The 15,606-nt window shown below is 45.6% G+C and carries 13 protein-coding genes; 12 read left to right on the top strand and 1 reads right to left on the bottom strand.

The window, feature by feature from the left end; translation table 11 throughout:
- Positions 1-4: 4 nt before the first annotated feature.
- Positions 5-1,219, top strand: coding sequence for an LL-diaminopimelate aminotransferase (locus AR1Y2_RS13165; protein ID WP_137329371.1), 1,215 nt, complete (start codon positions 5-7; stop codon positions 1,217-1,219).
- 192 nt (positions 1,220-1,411) lie between these two features.
- On the top strand, positions 1,412-2,704 hold the full coding sequence (locus tag AR1Y2_RS13160; protein ID WP_137329370.1) for a C40 family peptidase: 1,293 nt from the start codon (positions 1,412-1,414) through the stop codon (positions 2,702-2,704).
- Between the two features lie 190 nt (positions 2,705-2,894).
- Here the strand turns inward: AR1Y2_RS13160 and ychF are convergent, their stop codons facing one another.
- The gene (gene ychF / locus AR1Y2_RS13155; protein WP_137329369.1) at positions 2,895-3,992 is read right to left on the bottom strand and encodes a redox-regulated ATPase YchF; all 1,098 of its coding nucleotides are present in this window, start codon (positions 3,990-3,992) and stop codon (positions 2,895-2,897) included.
- A 215-nt stretch (positions 3,993-4,207) separates the two neighbouring features.
- Between ychF and lgt the strand changes: the two genes are divergently transcribed.
- The 10 genes from lgt (at position 4,208) to AR1Y2_RS13100 (ending at position 15,508) form a co-directional block, all read left to right on the top strand.
- Positions 4,208-5,089: a prolipoprotein diacylglyceryl transferase gene (gene lgt, locus AR1Y2_RS13150; RefSeq protein WP_137329368.1), complete on the top strand. Its 882-nt coding sequence runs from the start codon at positions 4,208-4,210 to the stop codon at positions 5,087-5,089.
- A 196-nt stretch (positions 5,090-5,285) separates the two neighbouring features.
- Entirely contained in the window at positions 5,286-5,717 is a 432-nt protein-coding gene (gene mraZ / locus AR1Y2_RS13145; protein WP_137330278.1) for a division/cell wall cluster transcriptional repressor MraZ, read from the top strand.
- 16 nt (positions 5,718-5,733) lie between these two features.
- A complete protein-coding gene (rsmH, locus tag AR1Y2_RS13140) occupies positions 5,734-6,669 on the top strand; it encodes a 16S rRNA (cytosine(1402)-N(4))-methyltransferase RsmH (protein ID WP_137329367.1) in 936 nt (311 codons plus the stop codon).
- A gap of 19 nt (positions 6,670-6,688) precedes the next feature.
- Positions 6,689-7,189, top strand: a complete 501-nt coding sequence (locus AR1Y2_RS13135; protein ID WP_137329366.1) for a hypothetical protein — start codon at positions 6,689-6,691, stop codon at positions 7,187-7,189.
- A 12-nt stretch (positions 7,190-7,201) separates the two neighbouring features.
- A complete protein-coding gene (locus AR1Y2_RS13130) occupies positions 7,202-9,016 on the top strand; it encodes a peptidoglycan D,D-transpeptidase FtsI family protein (RefSeq protein ID WP_137329365.1) in 1,815 nt (604 codons plus the stop codon).
- 465 nt (positions 9,017-9,481) lie between these two features.
- Complete coding sequence (locus tag AR1Y2_RS13120) at positions 9,482-11,218, top strand: peptidoglycan D,D-transpeptidase FtsI family protein (protein ID WP_137329363.1); 1,737 nt, start codon at positions 9,482-9,484, stop codon at positions 11,216-11,218.
- A 41-nt stretch (positions 11,219-11,259) separates the two neighbouring features.
- Positions 11,260-12,228 (top strand): phospho-N-acetylmuramoyl-pentapeptide-transferase, encoded by a 969-nt coding sequence (gene mraY / locus AR1Y2_RS13115; protein ID WP_137329362.1) that lies wholly within the window; start codon positions 11,260-11,262, stop codon positions 12,226-12,228.
- Between the two features lie 14 nt (positions 12,229-12,242).
- Positions 12,243-13,607, top strand: coding sequence for a UDP-N-acetylmuramoyl-L-alanine--D-glutamate ligase (gene murD, locus AR1Y2_RS13110; RefSeq protein ID WP_137329361.1), 1,365 nt, complete (start codon positions 12,243-12,245; stop codon positions 13,605-13,607).
- Positions 13,608-13,610: 3 nt separating this feature from the next.
- Positions 13,611-14,729 (top strand): FtsW/RodA/SpoVE family cell cycle protein, encoded by a 1,119-nt coding sequence (locus AR1Y2_RS13105; protein WP_330576916.1) that lies wholly within the window; start codon positions 13,611-13,613, stop codon positions 14,727-14,729.
- 11 nt (positions 14,730-14,740) lie between these two features.
- Positions 14,741-15,508: a cell division protein FtsQ/DivIB gene (locus AR1Y2_RS13100; RefSeq protein ID WP_137329360.1), complete on the top strand. Its 768-nt coding sequence runs from the start codon at positions 14,741-14,743 to the stop codon at positions 15,506-15,508.
- Positions 15,509-15,606 lie beyond the last annotated feature (98 nt).

The raw sequence follows: 15,606 nt of genomic DNA, 5'->3' as shown, positions 1-15,606 counted from the left end.
CATCATGTTTAAAATCAACGACAACTATTTAAAGTTACCAGGCAGCTATTTGTTTTCTACCATTGCCAAAAAGGTTAATGCATTTCAAGAAGCCAATCCGGATAAGGAATTGATCCGCCTTGGGATCGGGGATGTGACACAGCCTCTGGCTCCGGCAATCATCGAGGCACTTCACGGTGCAGTGGATGAGATGGCTTCGGCAGAAACATTTCATGGATATGCGCCTGATCTTGGATATGAATTTTTACGAAACGCAATCGTGGAGGGTGATTATAGATCACGTGGAGCCAAGATCCAGGCAGATGAGATCTTTGTCAGCGACGGCGCAAAGTGTGACTCAGGAAATATCCAGGAGATTTTTGCAAAGGACAATAAGATTGCAGTCTGTGACCCGGTCTATCCGGTCTATGTAGACACCAATGTCATGGCGGGCAGAACGGGAACCTATGATCCAAAGAGTGAAACATGGAGCGATGTGATCTATATGCCGTGTACGGCAGAGAATAATTTCGCGCCGGAATTCCCTGAGGAAGTGCCGGATATTATTTATCTGTGTTTCCCAAATAACCCGACTGGTTCTACGATCACAAAAGACCAGCTTCAGGGCTGGGTGGATTATGCCAACAAAAACGGGGCGGTCATCATCTATGATGCGGCATATGAGGCATATATTTCAGAAGATGATGTGGCCCACACCATCTATGAGTGTGAAGGCGCAAGAACCTGTGCCATTGAGTTAAAGAGTTTTTCCAAAAACGCTGGGTTTACCGGGGTGCGCCTGGGATATGCGGTGGTTCCGAAGGATTTGAAATGCGGAGATGTAAAACTTCATGATTTATGGGCAAGACGCCACGGAACAAAATATAACGGTGCACCATATATTGTTCAAAAAGCGGGAGCGGCCGTTTATACAGAGCAGGGAAAAGCCCAGCTGAAAGAACAGGTCGGCTACTATATGAACAATGCAAAAGTTATCTTTGAGGGACTAAAAGAAGCGGGATATACCGTGTCCGGCGGAGTCAATGCACCATATATCTGGTTAAAGACTCCGGAGGGAATGTCTTCCTGGGATTTCTTTGACCATCTGTTGGAGCAGGCGAATGTGGTGGGGACACCGGGATCAGGATTCGGACCGAGCGGTGAAGGATATTTCCGGCTCACAGCGTTTGGAAACTACGAAAATACCGTAAAAGCTATTGAACGGATCAAGAATATATAGATCATATGAGAGGACCATGTCAGCGCCAGAGACATGGTCCTTTTTGTTTATTACGATTTTCATCGAGAATCATCTAGTTTTGTGAGAATATGACGATTTATTGACATTCTGCATAGAATGTGTTAAATTTATTTCAATAATATTGTAATATGTTCACAATACACTGGAAGGAGAGGGAGACACAAAAGGGATATGAAGCGGATAATAGCAAAGGGGACGATGACAGCCGGACTGTCACTGGCATTCATTCTCGGAGTTTCCACGTTTGCAGATGCGAAGGCAAGCCAGTATCAGACCGGACTTGCAGGCTCTGCGGCAGCCATGGAAGAGTACACAGGATCAGACAGTTCTGCATCACAAAAAAAGGCAGCGCCAAACAGTAAAACAACAAAGACCACAGCCAGGACAACGGCGGCGGAGAAGACAACCCAGGCAAAACATATCACAGAAGTAAAGAAACAGCCAGTATCCACAACTACCGCAGCACAGAAGACAACAAGTGCAAAACCAAAGACCGAGGCTAAAAAACAGAACGAGGAACCAGAATACACAAGTTCTACATATCAGGGCAAGGCAGCGCCGGATGTCCGTTCAGTGTTAAATATCAGGAAGAAGAAAAGTACATCCAGCCTGGTCGTAGGAAAGTTTAAAAAGGGAAACATCGGAACGGTTTTAAAAAAGGGCAGAGAGTGGACAAAGATCCGTTCCGGGAAAGTGACTGGCTATGTTAAGAATGATTATCTCATCTGGGGAAATAACATTCACAAGTATGCCAAGGAGCATAATTTTCCGAAGAAGGCAGTGGTGAAAGCAGACACGCTGAAAGTAAGGCAGAAACAGTCTACCAAAGCGAAGGTGCTGACCCTGGTCTCAAAGAATGACAGCTATAAGATCCTGAAAGAAAGTGCAGACTGGGTCAATGTAAAAGCAGACGGTGATAAAGGCTATCTTGCAAAGGACTATGTCAGCATCCGGTATTATTTTACCAATGCCAAGTCAACGGTGAAGAAGTCTAAACCGAAAGCAACAGAGAGCACCCAGAGTACGGAGCGGTCCACACAGAGCAGCCGGGAGACATCCTCTTCCCAGGACAGCGAGAGCAGTTCTTCAGGTACCAGCCGCCAGAAGGTAGTGAACTATGCACTGAAGTTTGTGGGAAATAAATACCGCTACGGGGGAAACAGCCTGACCAACGGGATTGACTGTTCCGGATTCACCCAGCAGGTACTGGGACATTTCGGTTACAGCATCAGCAGGACCTCATCCTCCCAGGCAAACGACGGACGTACCATCTCCGTCAGCAATGTGAGACCGGGAGATCTGTTGTTCTACAAAAGAGGCGGACGGATCAACCATGTGACAATGTACATAGGAAATGGACAGGTAGTCCACGCCAGCAACTCTGCACCATATCCGCGCGGAGGCATCAAAGTATCCAGCATGGGATACCGTACCCCATGCAAAGCAGTGCGCATCATAAACTAAGCGAGAGAAGATTATTTACATATAACTAAAGGGACCGCAGTGTTTCACATTTGTGAAACACTGCGGTCCCTCCTTTTTGAAAAGATATCACAGGTGACATCCTCTGGATTCTCCAGAAGATATTTTATCCTTTTTTCACATGATTGGAGTGAGACATTCTAAGAGCCGAACGGAAATTATGTGGAAAATGTTACACATTGAACTTAAATACAATCACGTCCCCGTCATGTACCACGTATTCTTTTCCTTCTTGTCTGACAAGGCCTTTTTCACGGGCAGCAGTGATACTTCCGTTTTCCACCAAGTCATCATAGGATACGACTTCAGCGCGGATGAAGCCGCGTTCAAAGTCTGTGTGGATCTTTCCGGCTGCCTGAGGAGCCTTGGTTCCCTCTGTGATGGTCCAGGCTCTTGTCTCATCCTCTCCGGATGTCAGATAGCTGATCAGACCGAGAAGAGAATAGCTTGCGGCAATCAGCTTGTCAAGGCCTGACTCACTGAGTCCCAGATCTTCTAAAAACTCTTTCCGCTCATCATCATCCAGCTCCGCGATTTCCTGTTCGATCTGAGCGCAGATAACAAAAACGCCTGCATCCACATCTTTGGCATAATCTCTCACTTCATTTACATACTCATTGGAAGCGGCGTCATCCATAAGATCGTCTTCACAGACATTGGCTGCAAAAATGACAGGCTTGATCGTCAGAAGATTACAGGAATCCAAAATGGCCTGTTCCTCCTCGTCAGCTGTCTCAAATGTCTTGGCAAGCTTTCCGTCTTCCAGATGGGCCTTGACTCTCTCTAAAAGCTCTACTTCCTGGGCGAGAGCTTTATCGTTTCTGGAGCCCTTTTTGGATTTTGCGATCCTTCTGTCTAAAACCTCAATGTCGGAAAAGATCAATTCAAAGTTAATCGTCTCGATATCCCTCAACGGGCTGACAGATCCGTCCACATGGACAATATTTTCGTCCTCGAAACAGCGGACTACGTGGACAATGGCATCCACCTCGCGGATGTTCGCCAGGAACTGGTTCCCAAGACCTTCTCCTTTGGAAGCTCCTTTTACCAAGCCTGCGATGTCCACGAACTCTATAACGGCAGGGACGACCTTCTTTGAGTGATACATTTCAGACAGTACGTCCAGTCTTTTGTCCGGCACAGTTACGATCCCTACATTAGGGTCAATGGTGCAGAATGGATAGTTGGCAGACTCAGCGCCTGCTTTTGTGAGAGAATTGAACAAAGTACTTTTACCTACGTTTGGCAATCCTACGATACCTAATTTCATTGTGTATTGATTCCTTTCTACTATCTTTGCGTATAATAAAGCTCTTCGGGCAGGATGCCCGCAAATGCTTAAGAAAATAATCTGCCTTTGGCAGTCCGCATTTGGCGCACTCAGCCGTCAAGCCGCTAAAATATGATAAAACAAGTCTACCATAAGAACCTTGAAAAGAAAAGGAAAATGGGATAAGATGAAACGACGGAAAGGAGTTTGGTAACATGGAAAATGAAATCCGATTTCCCTTTTTGGGTATTGTACTCAAACATGTAGGGGAGGGCATCTCGATCGGAGGATTTGAGATTAAATATTATGGGATTGTCATCGCCCTGGGGTTTTTGCTCGGAATGCTGGCTGCCAGCAGAATGGCGAAAAAGAACGGGATCAATCCTGATCTTGTGTTTGACTTTGTTATCGTCGTACTCATACCGGCGATCATTGGGGCGAGACTTTACTATGTAATCTTTTCATGGGATTATTATAAGAATCACCTGACGGAGATCCTGAATATCAGAAGCGGAGGTCTTGCCATCTACGGCGGGATCATTGTGTCGGTTATCACCATGGTGATATTCTGCAGGGTAAAGAAAATAGAGTTTTTTAAGCTTGCGGATATCGCAGTGCCAGGGCTTTTGATCGGCCAGATTCTTGGCCGGTGGGGGAATTTTTTCAACAGGGAGGCTTTTGGAGGATTTACAGACGGTCCTCTGGCTATGCAGATTCCCACGGATTACTTCGTGAAGCACGGTAGGCTTTCGGAGATCGTGGACACGGGGCTGTATGACCAGGCTGTCTTTGTAGGGAGTGGGAACCACATGAATACGTATATTCAGGTTCATCCTACCTTTTTATATGAAGGACTGTGGAATCTGGCAGTGCTGATCATCGTTGTCATCATGTCCAGGCGCAAGAAGTTTGATGGAGAATCAGTGGTAATTTATGCCATTGGATATGGGATCGGACGGTTTTGGATCGAGGGACTCCGGACAGACCAACTGCTGATTCCTGGTACGCAGATCGCTGTATCCCAGGTGGTTGCGGCACTTCTGGCCATTGGAGCACTGTTGGTGCTGGTCTATCAGTGGAGAAAAATAAAACATTAAGGTTGTGGAAAAGAAACTGTTCACAGAAGGAATTCTGTGGACAGTTTTTTCTTTTTCTTGATTTTTTGTTAACAATCCATTAGAATGGAAACAGTAGTGGTGGGAAGTGGTGGATAGTGGGTATAAAATACCACAAAGTGTCACGCTTGAACACCAGGTGGAGCGCACCCGATCAGGGAAACGGTAGGTGATTACCATGTTTATGGGCGAATACAATCACACAATCGACGCAAAAGGCAGACTGATAATCCCCTCAAAGTTCAGGGAAGCCCTGGGCAGTGAATTTGTAATTACAAAGGGATTGGATGGATGCCTATTCGTGTTTCCTATGAAAGAGTGGGAGGCCTTTGAGGAGAAACTCCGGGGCCTGCCTCTAATCGATAAGAATGCGCGGAAGTTTTCCAGATTCTTTTTAGCTGGAGCATCCACCTGTGAGCTGGACAAGCAGGGAAGGATCCTGGTGCCGGGCACACTGCGTGAATTTGCACAGATGGATAAGGAAGTAGTTCTTACAGGCATGCTGGACCGTATCGAGGTATGGAGTAAGGAACAATGGCTTTTAAATAATGCTTATGACGATATGGACGATATTGCCGGAAGTATGCAGGAACTAGGTTTGAATATCTAAATGGAAGGAAAGACAAATGGATTTTGAACATGCATCTGTGTTGTTGGATGAGACAATAAGGGAACTTAAGATAAAACCGGACGGAATCTATGTGGACGGAACCCTGGGCGGAGGTGGACATGCTTACCATGTTTTGAGCAGGCTCTCTGATGAGGGAAGATATATCGGTATTGACCAGGACGAAGATGCGATCAGGGCCAGTACAAAGCGGCTTGCGCCGTTTAAGGATAAAGTCACCATAGTCAGAGACAATTATGTAAACATGCCGAATGTACTCAGGGATCTTGGGATTTCACATGTAGATGGGATTCTTCTGGATCTGGGCGTTTCTTCTTTTCAGCTGGATGAGAAGGACCGGGGATTCACCTACCGGGAGGATGTACCGCTGGATATGAGGATGGACCAGAGACAGTCGTTTTCCGCAAGAGACATTGTCAATGAATACAGTGAACAAGAATTGTTTCATATCATCCGTGACTATGGGGAGGACAAGTTTGCCAAGAATATTGCCAAGCACATAGCCGCGGAGAGAGAAAAAGCACCGATTGAGACAACAGGGCAGCTTATTGAGGTGATCAAACATGCAATTCCGATGAAGATAAGGGCTGTGGGAGGACATCCTGCCAAGCGAACATTTCAGGCTATACGGATTGAGTGCAACCGTGAACTTGATGTTCTGAAGACAAGCCTGGACCAGATGATCGAGCTGTTAAACCCCGAAGGAAGACTTTGTATCATTACCTTTCACTCACTGGAAGACAGGATCGTAAAACGGGCATTCAGAAAAAATGAAAACCCATGTACCTGTCCGCCGAATTTTCCAATCTGTACATGCGGAAATGAGTCAAAAGGCAAGGTGATCACGAGAAAGCCGATTTTACCTACAGAAGAAGAATTGATAAGGAACAAAAGAGCAAAAAGTTCAAAGTTAAGAGTGTTTGAGAGAAAATAGTGAGGGGGAGAACAGCCAAGTGAATAAGACAAGACAAGAACGATATGAATTTATTTACGGAAGCACTGCACGGAAAATGGAAGCAGCACCGGCGAGGCCTGAATATGAACCATCGGTACAGCCTAAGAAGAAACCGGCAGTCCGCACAAAGAAAAAGACAACACCTCAGACAAAGGAAAATCAGAATAAAGCTCTGGAGTTTGATTTTGCATTTATTAGGGCCCTGGCGGCGGGAATTGCAGTGATCGCAGTGGTCAGTTTCTTTTATTTATCGGAACAGACGAAACTGGAACACCAGCGTGCCGTGGTCTCGGCAAAAAAATCGGAGCTCAGCACCCTGATGGTGGAAAATGAGGATTTGAATCTGGAAATTGAACAGAGCATTAATCTTCCTGCGATCCAGGAGACTGCCATGAAAAAATATGGGATGAAAAAACCTGCGCAGAACAAGGTAATTGCATATGACAGTAAAAATGTTGACTATGTAAGACAATACAATAAGATACCTGATTCGAAGTAAGGAGCGGTGTTTTTGAAGAAAAAAAAATATAAAAAGATAAAAAGAATAAACAATGCTATGAGAGTCAGGACGTTGTCCATTGTGGCTCTCATAGCAATTCTTTTTATAGGCCTTGTGGGCCGGCTGGTTTATTTCAGTGTGGCGAAAAACAAGACATATAAAAAGAAGGTCCTGGCCCAGCAGAATTACCAGAGCCAGACTCTTCCATATAAAAGAGGAGATATTTTAGACAGAAACGGTAATACCCTGGCTACCAGCCAAAAGCTGTACAGCCTGGTCCTGGAGCCGAAAAATATTCTGCGGACAGAGCAGACACAGAAAAATGCGTTAAACGCGCTGACCAAATATATGAATCTGGACCGGGATGACCTGCTGGAGTATTTGAAGGACCACAAGGATTCCTATTATTCTGTTTACAAAAAGGACATGAAATACAGTAAGGTTGCGGACTTAAAGGATTATCTCAAATCCAAAGACGGGAAAAAGGTCGTTGGAATTACATTTTCTGAGAAGTATGTGAGAAGATATCCAAATAAAAGTCTTGCGAGCCACCTTCTTGGGTTTGTGTCCGACGGAAGTATAGGTACAACAGGCATTGAACAATATTACAATAGCGCCCTGATCGGTGTGGACGGAAGGAAGTATACCTATTTAAATGAAGAGCTGGAACAGGATGATTCCATTGTGGATCCTGAAAACGGAAAGACACTGGTGTCAACCATTGATATCAACATTCAGAAAATAGCGGAAGACCGGCTGGCCAAGTTTGAGAAAAAATACGGCAGCAAGGGAAGTTCCATCTTGGTCATGGATCCCAACAATGGGGAAGTGCTGGCTATGGCTAATTCCAACACCTATGACCTGGAAAATCCCAGGAATGACAAGGCACTGCTATCAAAATATACCCAGAGCCAGATCAATGGGATGTCTGAGAAGCAAAAAGTTAAGGCTTTTAATGAAATCTGGAAAAATCCGATCGTCTCCAACAGTTTTGAGCCTGGATCAACCTACAAACCATTTACAGTGGCAGGCGGTCTTGAAGAGGGGATTTTAAAAGGAAACGAGACATATTACTGTAAAGGCTACAAGCAGGTTGGAAAGCATAAAATCCACTGCTCGCATCAGGAGGGACACGGAAACCTTACTCTTTCGGACAGTATCGCATATTCCTGCAATGTGGCTCTGATGGACATTGCGGCCAAAGAAGGGAAAAATGTATTTGCCAAGTATCAGAAAGATTTTAATTTCGGAGTGAAGACCGGCATTGACCTCCCTGCGGAGGCGGAAACCTCCGGGCTTTTGTACAGTGCAGATGAGATGACCAATGTGGACCTGGCGACCAGTTCCTTCGGACAGACATTCAACTGCTCCATGATCCAGATGGCATCTTCCTTCAGTTCTCTCGTAAATGGGGGCTACTATTACAAACCTCATGTTGTAAAGCAGACCAGGGACGATAGTGGAAATGTGCTGAACAATAAAAATTCAGAGCTGGTAAAACAGACGATCTCCGCGGACACTTCCAAAAAGCTCCGTTCTTATATGAAGGAGACCGTGGAAAAGGGAACCGGAAAGAAAGCGCAGATCAAAGGATACAGCGTGGGAGGAAAGACAGGAACAGCCCAGAAGATCCCCAGAAGTGCAAAAACCTATATTGTCTCCTTCTGCGGATTTGCCCCGGTAGAAAACCCAAAAGTCGTAGTCTATGTGGTGATCGATGAAATCCAGAAGGATTCACAGCTCAACACAGGACTGGCAGTGGAGATGGCAAGAGACGTGCTGAAAGAATCCTTAAAAGACATGAATGTCCCAAAAACAACCAAATAACATTTTCACCAGTTCTCCGGCTTGCTGTCTCAGGGACGTAAGATTTTCTAACTTTCAGCAAAGTCTCTCCGGCGGCCCGTTCGGAACTCGCTGACGCTGACCTAGAGCACTTAGTGAAGACAAACAAAGTGCAGGCTAAACTTAGTGCGAAGGTCGTTCGAAGGAACTTAATGAACGTGAGCCAGAGGCGAGGCGAGAATTTAGTGAATCGAACCTCCTTGCCTCCGAGTCTTTGCTTCAAGAAGAAAAACTAACGACCCTTCGAATGCAAGGCCTCCGAACTGGTGAAAATGGACGTAATGTCTGCTGGAGCAGGCTGCTACAAGACAAAAGGCGCCACCTCTAAGAGTTTTTCTTCATTGTTGGAAGGAGGCCTTTCCAGAGCCGACTGGAAACAATGGAGAAAAACTCATACTTGTTCGATGTTTGTCATATATTTTACCATTATAGATTCCGGAGTTTTGTATGAAAACAAGTTATAAACGAAGGATGCTTTTAATGGGAGGCATCTTTGCATTCTGCCTGATCTTTGTGGGGGGAAGGCTTTGCTATCTTATGATAGGCCAGGCGGATAAGTATCTGGCTCTGGCAAAGGATCTGCATCAGAGGGAGCGGGAGATCAAAGCTCCCAGAGGGAATATTTACGACAGAAACGGCGTGAAGATTGCCTCCAATAAGGCGGTGTACTCCATATCCGTTATCCATTCCCAGACAAAACAGAAGGATAAAATTGTGTCCGTCCTATCCAGGGAGCTTGAGATAGACAAGGCGGAAATCAAAAAAAAGGTTTATAAAAATTCAGTTAGGGAAAAGATTAAAAGTAATGTAGAAAAAGATGTAGCTGACCGGATCAGAAAATACGAGCTGGCTGGGGTTAAGGTGGATGAGGACTATAAGAGAACCTATCCGTACAATGATCTTGCCTCAAAGGTCCTGGGTTTTACCGGAGGAGACAACCAGGGCATCGTAGGCCTTGAAGTGACGTATGACTCCTATCTGCAGGGAACCCCGGGAAGAATCCTTACACTCACCGACGGCGGAGGACGGGAGATTGATGGGGCCTATGAGGAAAGAGATGAGCCTGTAGCAGGGAATGACCTGTACACAACGCTGGATGTAAACCTTCAGAATTATGTATGGCAGGCATGTGAAAAGGTCAGAAAAGAAAAGGGAGCCAAGAGGGTGTCTATGATCATCATGAATCCCCAAAACGGAGAAATCTATGCCATGGTCAATACTCCTGAATATAATTTAAATGAACCGTTTAAGCTGAAAGGCAAAAAAGACAAGACCACAGGGAAGAAGAGACAGGAACTTCTGAACCAGATGTGGAGAAATACATGTATCAATGATACTTATGAACCAGGGTCTGTTTTTAAGATCGTGACCGCCACTGCCGGGCTGGAGCTTGGGAAGGTGAAGGTGACCGATCATTTCAGCTGTCCGGGCTTCAGGATCGTGGAAGACAGAAAGATCCGCTGCCATAAAACCACGGGACACGGATCTGAGACTTTTAAAGAGGGCGTTATGAATTCCTGCAACCCCGTCTTTATGGAAGTGGGAGCCAGAGTGGGAGTGGACGGCATGTATACCATGTTCCGCAGGATGGGATTATTTGAAAAGACCGGGATCGACATTCCGGGAGAGGCCAACTCCATCATGCACAATAAAAAGAATGTGGGAGCTGTGGAGCTTGCCACCATGTCCTTCGGCCAGTCCTTCCAGATCACTCCTCTTCAGCTTATGAGAGCGGCCAGTGCCGCAGTCAATGGAGGCACTCTGGTGACACCGCATTTCGGTATGAAGGCAGTGGCACCGTCAGGGAAGACAGTCAAGACCTTTGAATTTGCAAAAAAGAAGAATGTAATCAAGAAGGAAACATCTGAGACTATGAGAGAGCTTTTGGAGGCGGTAGTGTCAGAAGGGTCCGGAAGGAACTGCAAGATCGAGGGATATTCCATAGGAGGAAAGACTGCAACCAGTGAAAAGCTGCCTCGTGGAACAGGAAAGTATATTTCTTCATTCTTAGGTTTTTCAAAGGCAAAGCATCCAACCGTAATGGCGTTAGTTATGATCGACGAGCCGAAAGGGACGTATTATGGGGGAACCATCGCGGCTCCGGTCGTCCGTGAAGTGTTCAAAGTCGCGCTTCCTTATCTTGGAATTTCCAAGGATTATACGGTTGATAAAACAGAGAAATAAAGATATACTGGAAAGATAAGAAAAACAAATGAGGTGAAAACATGAATTATAGTATCGTAAAACCAATTCTAATAGCATTCTTCGTCAGCGTGGTTTTAAGCCCGGTGATGATTAAATATTTGCAGAAGCTGAAATTCGGCCAGTTCATCCGGGGAGAGGGACCGGAGTCCCACCTGAAAAAATCAGGGACCCCAACCATGGGCGGATTGATCATCTTACTTGGCATTATCGTGGCTTCTCTGTTTTATGTAAAGGACTACCCGAACATCATTCCAGTGCTGTTTGTCACATTGGGATTTGGATTTATCGGATTTATTGACGATTACATCAAAGTTGTAATGAAAAGAAATCTGGGACTCCGGGCCTGGCAGAAGATGCTTGGCCAGATCATTGTGACCGGAGTGTTTGCGTATTATCTGATCAACCATACGGATATCGGCACTTCCATGCTGATTCCGTTCTCACACGGAAAATACCTGGAATTAGGTGCGCTCTTTGTTCCGGCTATTTTTATCATCCTTTTGGGAACAGTCAACGGAGCCAATTTTACAGACGGACTGGATGGCCTTGCGTCCAGCGTCACTGTTCTGATCGCCACTTTCTTTACGGTGGTTGCCATCGGGGCTGGAATCGCTGGGAACGATCCGGGGCTGTGGCCGATCACCTGCGCCACTGTGGGAGCCCTGCTTGGATTCCTTGTATTTAATGTGTATCCGGCTCGGGTATTTATGGGCGATACAGGTTCGCTGGCGCTGGGAGGATTTGTGGCTGCAACTGCGGTGATGTTACGTCTTCCGCTGTTTATTCCGCTTGTGGCCTTTATTTACATGATTGAAGTGCTGTCTGTTATGATACAGGTAGTATATTTTAAGAAAACAGGAAAAAGAATCTTTAAGATGGCGCCGATCCACCATCATTTTGAACTGTCCGGATGGCCAGAGACGAAAGTCGTCGCCATATTTGCCATTGTGACAGCCATCTTATGTCTGATCGGCCTGGTTGCCATTTAGATAAGGAGCGTAAAATGACATTAAAAGATAAGAAGGTTTTAGTTGCGGGAGCAGGAAAAAGCGGCATAGGTTCAGCCAATCTTCTGATTCGATCCGGAGCCTTGGTAAGTCTCTATGACGGAAATGAAGAGCTTAAACCGATGGATGTGTACGCCAAGCTTGAAGGGAACAGAGAGATCCCTCTGATCCTGGGTGAACTTAAAGCAGAAGATACAGAAGCGTTTGATCTCCTTGTGTTAAGCCCTGGCATATCAGTAAATGCTCCGGTTTCAAAGAGATTTATGGAAGCCGGGAAACCTGTCTGGAGTGAGATCGAGCTGGCATACCAGGTATCCAGAGGACAGATAGCGGCCATCACAGGCACCAATGGAAAGACAACCACAACAGCACTGGTGGGCGAGATCATGAGATGCTGTTACAGTGATGTCTATGTTGTTGGAAATATCGGGACACCGTATACGAGCATTGCCTTGGATACAAAAGACGATAGCGTGATCGTAGCAGAGATCAGCAGTTTCCAGCTGGAAACGATTCATGACTTTTGTCCGAAGGTTTCAGCGGTTTTAAACATTACCCCGGATCATCTGGACCGGCATGGGACTGTGGAGATTTATGCTAAGACCAAGGAGTCCATTGGAATGAATCAGACCAAGGACCAGATCATGGTACTCAACTATGAGGATGCCGTCACCAGGGAAATGGCAGTGCGGGCAAAGGCAAAAGTCGTATTTTTCAGCCTTCACCATGAATTAGAAGAAGGTGTGTATTTTAAAGATGGAGCCTTTATGCTGGCAGAAAACGGATCTGCGTTTGCCATATGTACAGAGCAGGACATCAACCTCCTGGGAGACCACAACTATGAGAATATTCTGGCGGCCATCGCAGTATCTCATTATATGGGAGTTCCGGCCGAAAAGATCAGACAGGGAGTTTCTGGTTTTAAAGGTGTGGAACACCGCATAGAATATGTAGATACCATTGAAAATGTTGCCTACTATAACGATTCAAAAGGAACAAACACCGATGCCGCCATAAAAGGGATCAAAGCCATGAACCGCCCGACATTTTTGATCGGCGGGGGTTATGATAAAAAGGCAGAGTATGATGACTGGATTGAAGCTTTTGACGGAAAAGTTAAAGAACTGATCCTTCTCGGAGCAACAGCAGAGAAGATCGGTGAGACAGCCAAAGCCCATGGTTTTTCTCAGATCGTGTATGTGGATACACTGGAGGAAGCGGTAGAGTATGCGGCGTCTCATGCGGTTTCAGGTGATGCGGTTCTTTTGTCACCTGCATGTGCAAGCTGGGGGATGTTCCCGAATTATGAAGTAAGGGGTGACCGCTTCAAGGAGTGTGTAAAAAGAATAAAGGAGCGTTAAGATTTGAAGAAGAGCAGAGTCAGTGAAAAATACATGCCAAAACGGCGTTATCTCGATTATCCGATGCTTTTCATCGTGATGTTTCTCGTTGGATTCGGCTTGGTCATGATCTTCAGTACAAGTTCTTATAAGAGTACTCTGAACTTTGGGAACCCTTATCACTGGTTGATCAGGCAGTGTTTTGCCGTGGCAGTGGGGGCAGTTTTTATGGCTGTTCTCACGTGGTTTGATTATAGGATCCTCAACACGAAGGTCATAGCCTACGGCTGCTATGGGCTCAGCGTGGCACTTTTGATCATCGTGTTATTTATCGGAGCTGCCAAAAAGGGTGCGGTGCGCTGGATTTCCATAGGAGGATTTCAGTTCCAGCCATCTGAGGTGGCAAAGATTTTCCTCGTGATCTACCTGGCTTACATATTGTCGAAGAATGCCCATAGGATGAGAACTATGGCCGCCGCAGTGAAAGTCATTGTACGCTGTCTGCCTATCATCGGACTGGTTGCTTACCAGAATCTGAGTACAGCCATTGTACTGACTGCAATGGTGGGGGTCATGATTTTTGTGGTGAGCCCAAAGACCAAAGAGCTCTTGGGAATCGCCCTGTCCGGCGTCGCGGGACTGGTACTCTATCTGACATTTTCCAACAGCTACCGAAATGAGCGTGTGGCGATCTGGAAAAATCCTGAGACACATCCCAAAGGACTTCAGACAATGCAGGCACTGTATGCCATAGGATCCGGGGGACTGTTTGGAAAAGGGCTGGGACAGAGTATGCAGAAGATGGGATTCATACCGGAGTCCCATAATGATATGATATTTTCAATCATCTGCGAGGAGCTGGGACTGTTTGGAGCTGTGTGCCTTATTTTACTGTTTATGCTCTTGATCTGGAGAATGCTTTTGATCGCCATGAACTCTGATGATCTGTTTGGGTCCTTGGTTGTCATCGGCTTTATGATTCATATCGGAGTACAGGTTTTCATTAATATTGCAGTTGTAACAAACACAATTCCGCCTACCGGAATTCCATTGCCGTTCATCAGTTACGGCGGTACTTCTATTTTGGTGGTCATGGCGGAGATGGGTCTGGTTCTGTCAGTATCCAGAAAAATACGGATGTAAAGGAACTGCTTATGGATAAAAATGAAAAGATCATAACAATCAGCCAGGCCAAGAAACAAAAAAAGGGGCCTGGCCACAAAAAGACAATCGTTTTATGTGTCGTTACTCTGTTGATTTTTGTATGTGTCGTGCTTTTTGGTGTTTTTCAAACAAAAAAGATGATTGTAAAAGGGAACGACCATTACACAGAAGGAGAGATCGCAGCGGCACTGAAACAAAATACATATGTGGGGAATGGTCTGGTCTTATATCTGCAAAACAAAATCTCACCGATAAAAACGCTTCCATTTGTGGAGTCAGTTGATATCTCACTGCAGGGGACCAATCAGGTGACAGTGCAGGTCAATGAGAAGAAAAGGGCAGGGTGTTTGAATTATAACGGCAAGTATGTTTACTTCGACAAAGAAGGGTACGCGCTGGAAATTTATGAGAAACACTATGATGATGTACCGTTGGTAACAGGGCTGAATTACAAAGAAATTGCGCTTGGGGAAAAAATCCCGGAGAAGAAAAGCAGTGTATTTATGCAGATACTAAAAATTACCATGGCCATTGACAAGTACGAGCTTCCGGTCAGCCAGATCCATTTCAACGCGGACGGAAAGGCTCTGCTGATCAGCGGAGAACTCACCGTAAACCTTTGGAACAGCCAGGAACTGGACTTAAAGCTCAGTGAGCTCACCGGGATCCTCCCGAAGATGAAGGGGAAGAAGGGAACCATCTCGATGAAATATTTTACAAAGGACAATCCAGTCGCAATTTTCAAGACGAAAAAGTAGTTGAAAGTTTAGGTGAAAAACTGTATCATATAATAATATAAGAATAGTGATAATGTGGATGAGTGTAAGAAAATTTGAGATAGATATTGAAGGAGGAG

The organism is Anaerostipes rhamnosivorans, assembly GCF_005280655.1.
GTDB classification, from domain to species: domain Bacteria; phylum Bacillota; class Clostridia; order Lachnospirales; family Lachnospiraceae; genus Anaerostipes; species Anaerostipes rhamnosivorans.
Note: the sequence above shows the minus strand (reverse complement) of the source record. Positions and strands in the feature narration are given on the sequence as shown.

Coding starts and splice junctions, on each gene's coding strand:
- AR1Y2_RS13165 (WP_137329371.1), top strand. CDS start 5: ATGTTTAAAATCAACGACAACTATTTAAAGTTACCAGGCAGCTATTTG.
- AR1Y2_RS13100 (WP_137329360.1), top strand. CDS start 14,741: ATGGATAAAAATGAAAAGATCATAACAATCAGCCAGGCCAAGAAACAA.
- rsmH (WP_137329367.1), top strand. CDS start 5,734: ATGGATTTTGAACATGCATCTGTGTTGTTGGATGAGACAATAAGGGAA.
- mraY (WP_137329362.1), top strand. CDS start 11,260: ATGAATTATAGTATCGTAAAACCAATTCTAATAGCATTCTTCGTCAGC.
- murD (WP_137329361.1), top strand. CDS start 12,243: ATGACATTAAAAGATAAGAAGGTTTTAGTTGCGGGAGCAGGAAAAAGC.
- AR1Y2_RS13160 (WP_137329370.1), top strand. CDS start 1,412: ATGAAGCGGATAATAGCAAAGGGGACGATGACAGCCGGACTGTCACTG.
- mraZ (WP_137330278.1), top strand. CDS start 5,286: ATGTTTATGGGCGAATACAATCACACAATCGACGCAAAAGGCAGACTG.
- AR1Y2_RS13120 (WP_137329363.1), top strand. CDS start 9,482: ATGAAAACAAGTTATAAACGAAGGATGCTTTTAATGGGAGGCATCTTT.
- ychF (WP_137329369.1), bottom strand. CDS start 3,992: ATGAAATTAGGTATCGTAGGATTGCCAAACGTAGGTAAAAGTACTTTG.
- lgt (WP_137329368.1), top strand. CDS start 4,208: ATGGAAAATGAAATCCGATTTCCCTTTTTGGGTATTGTACTCAAACAT.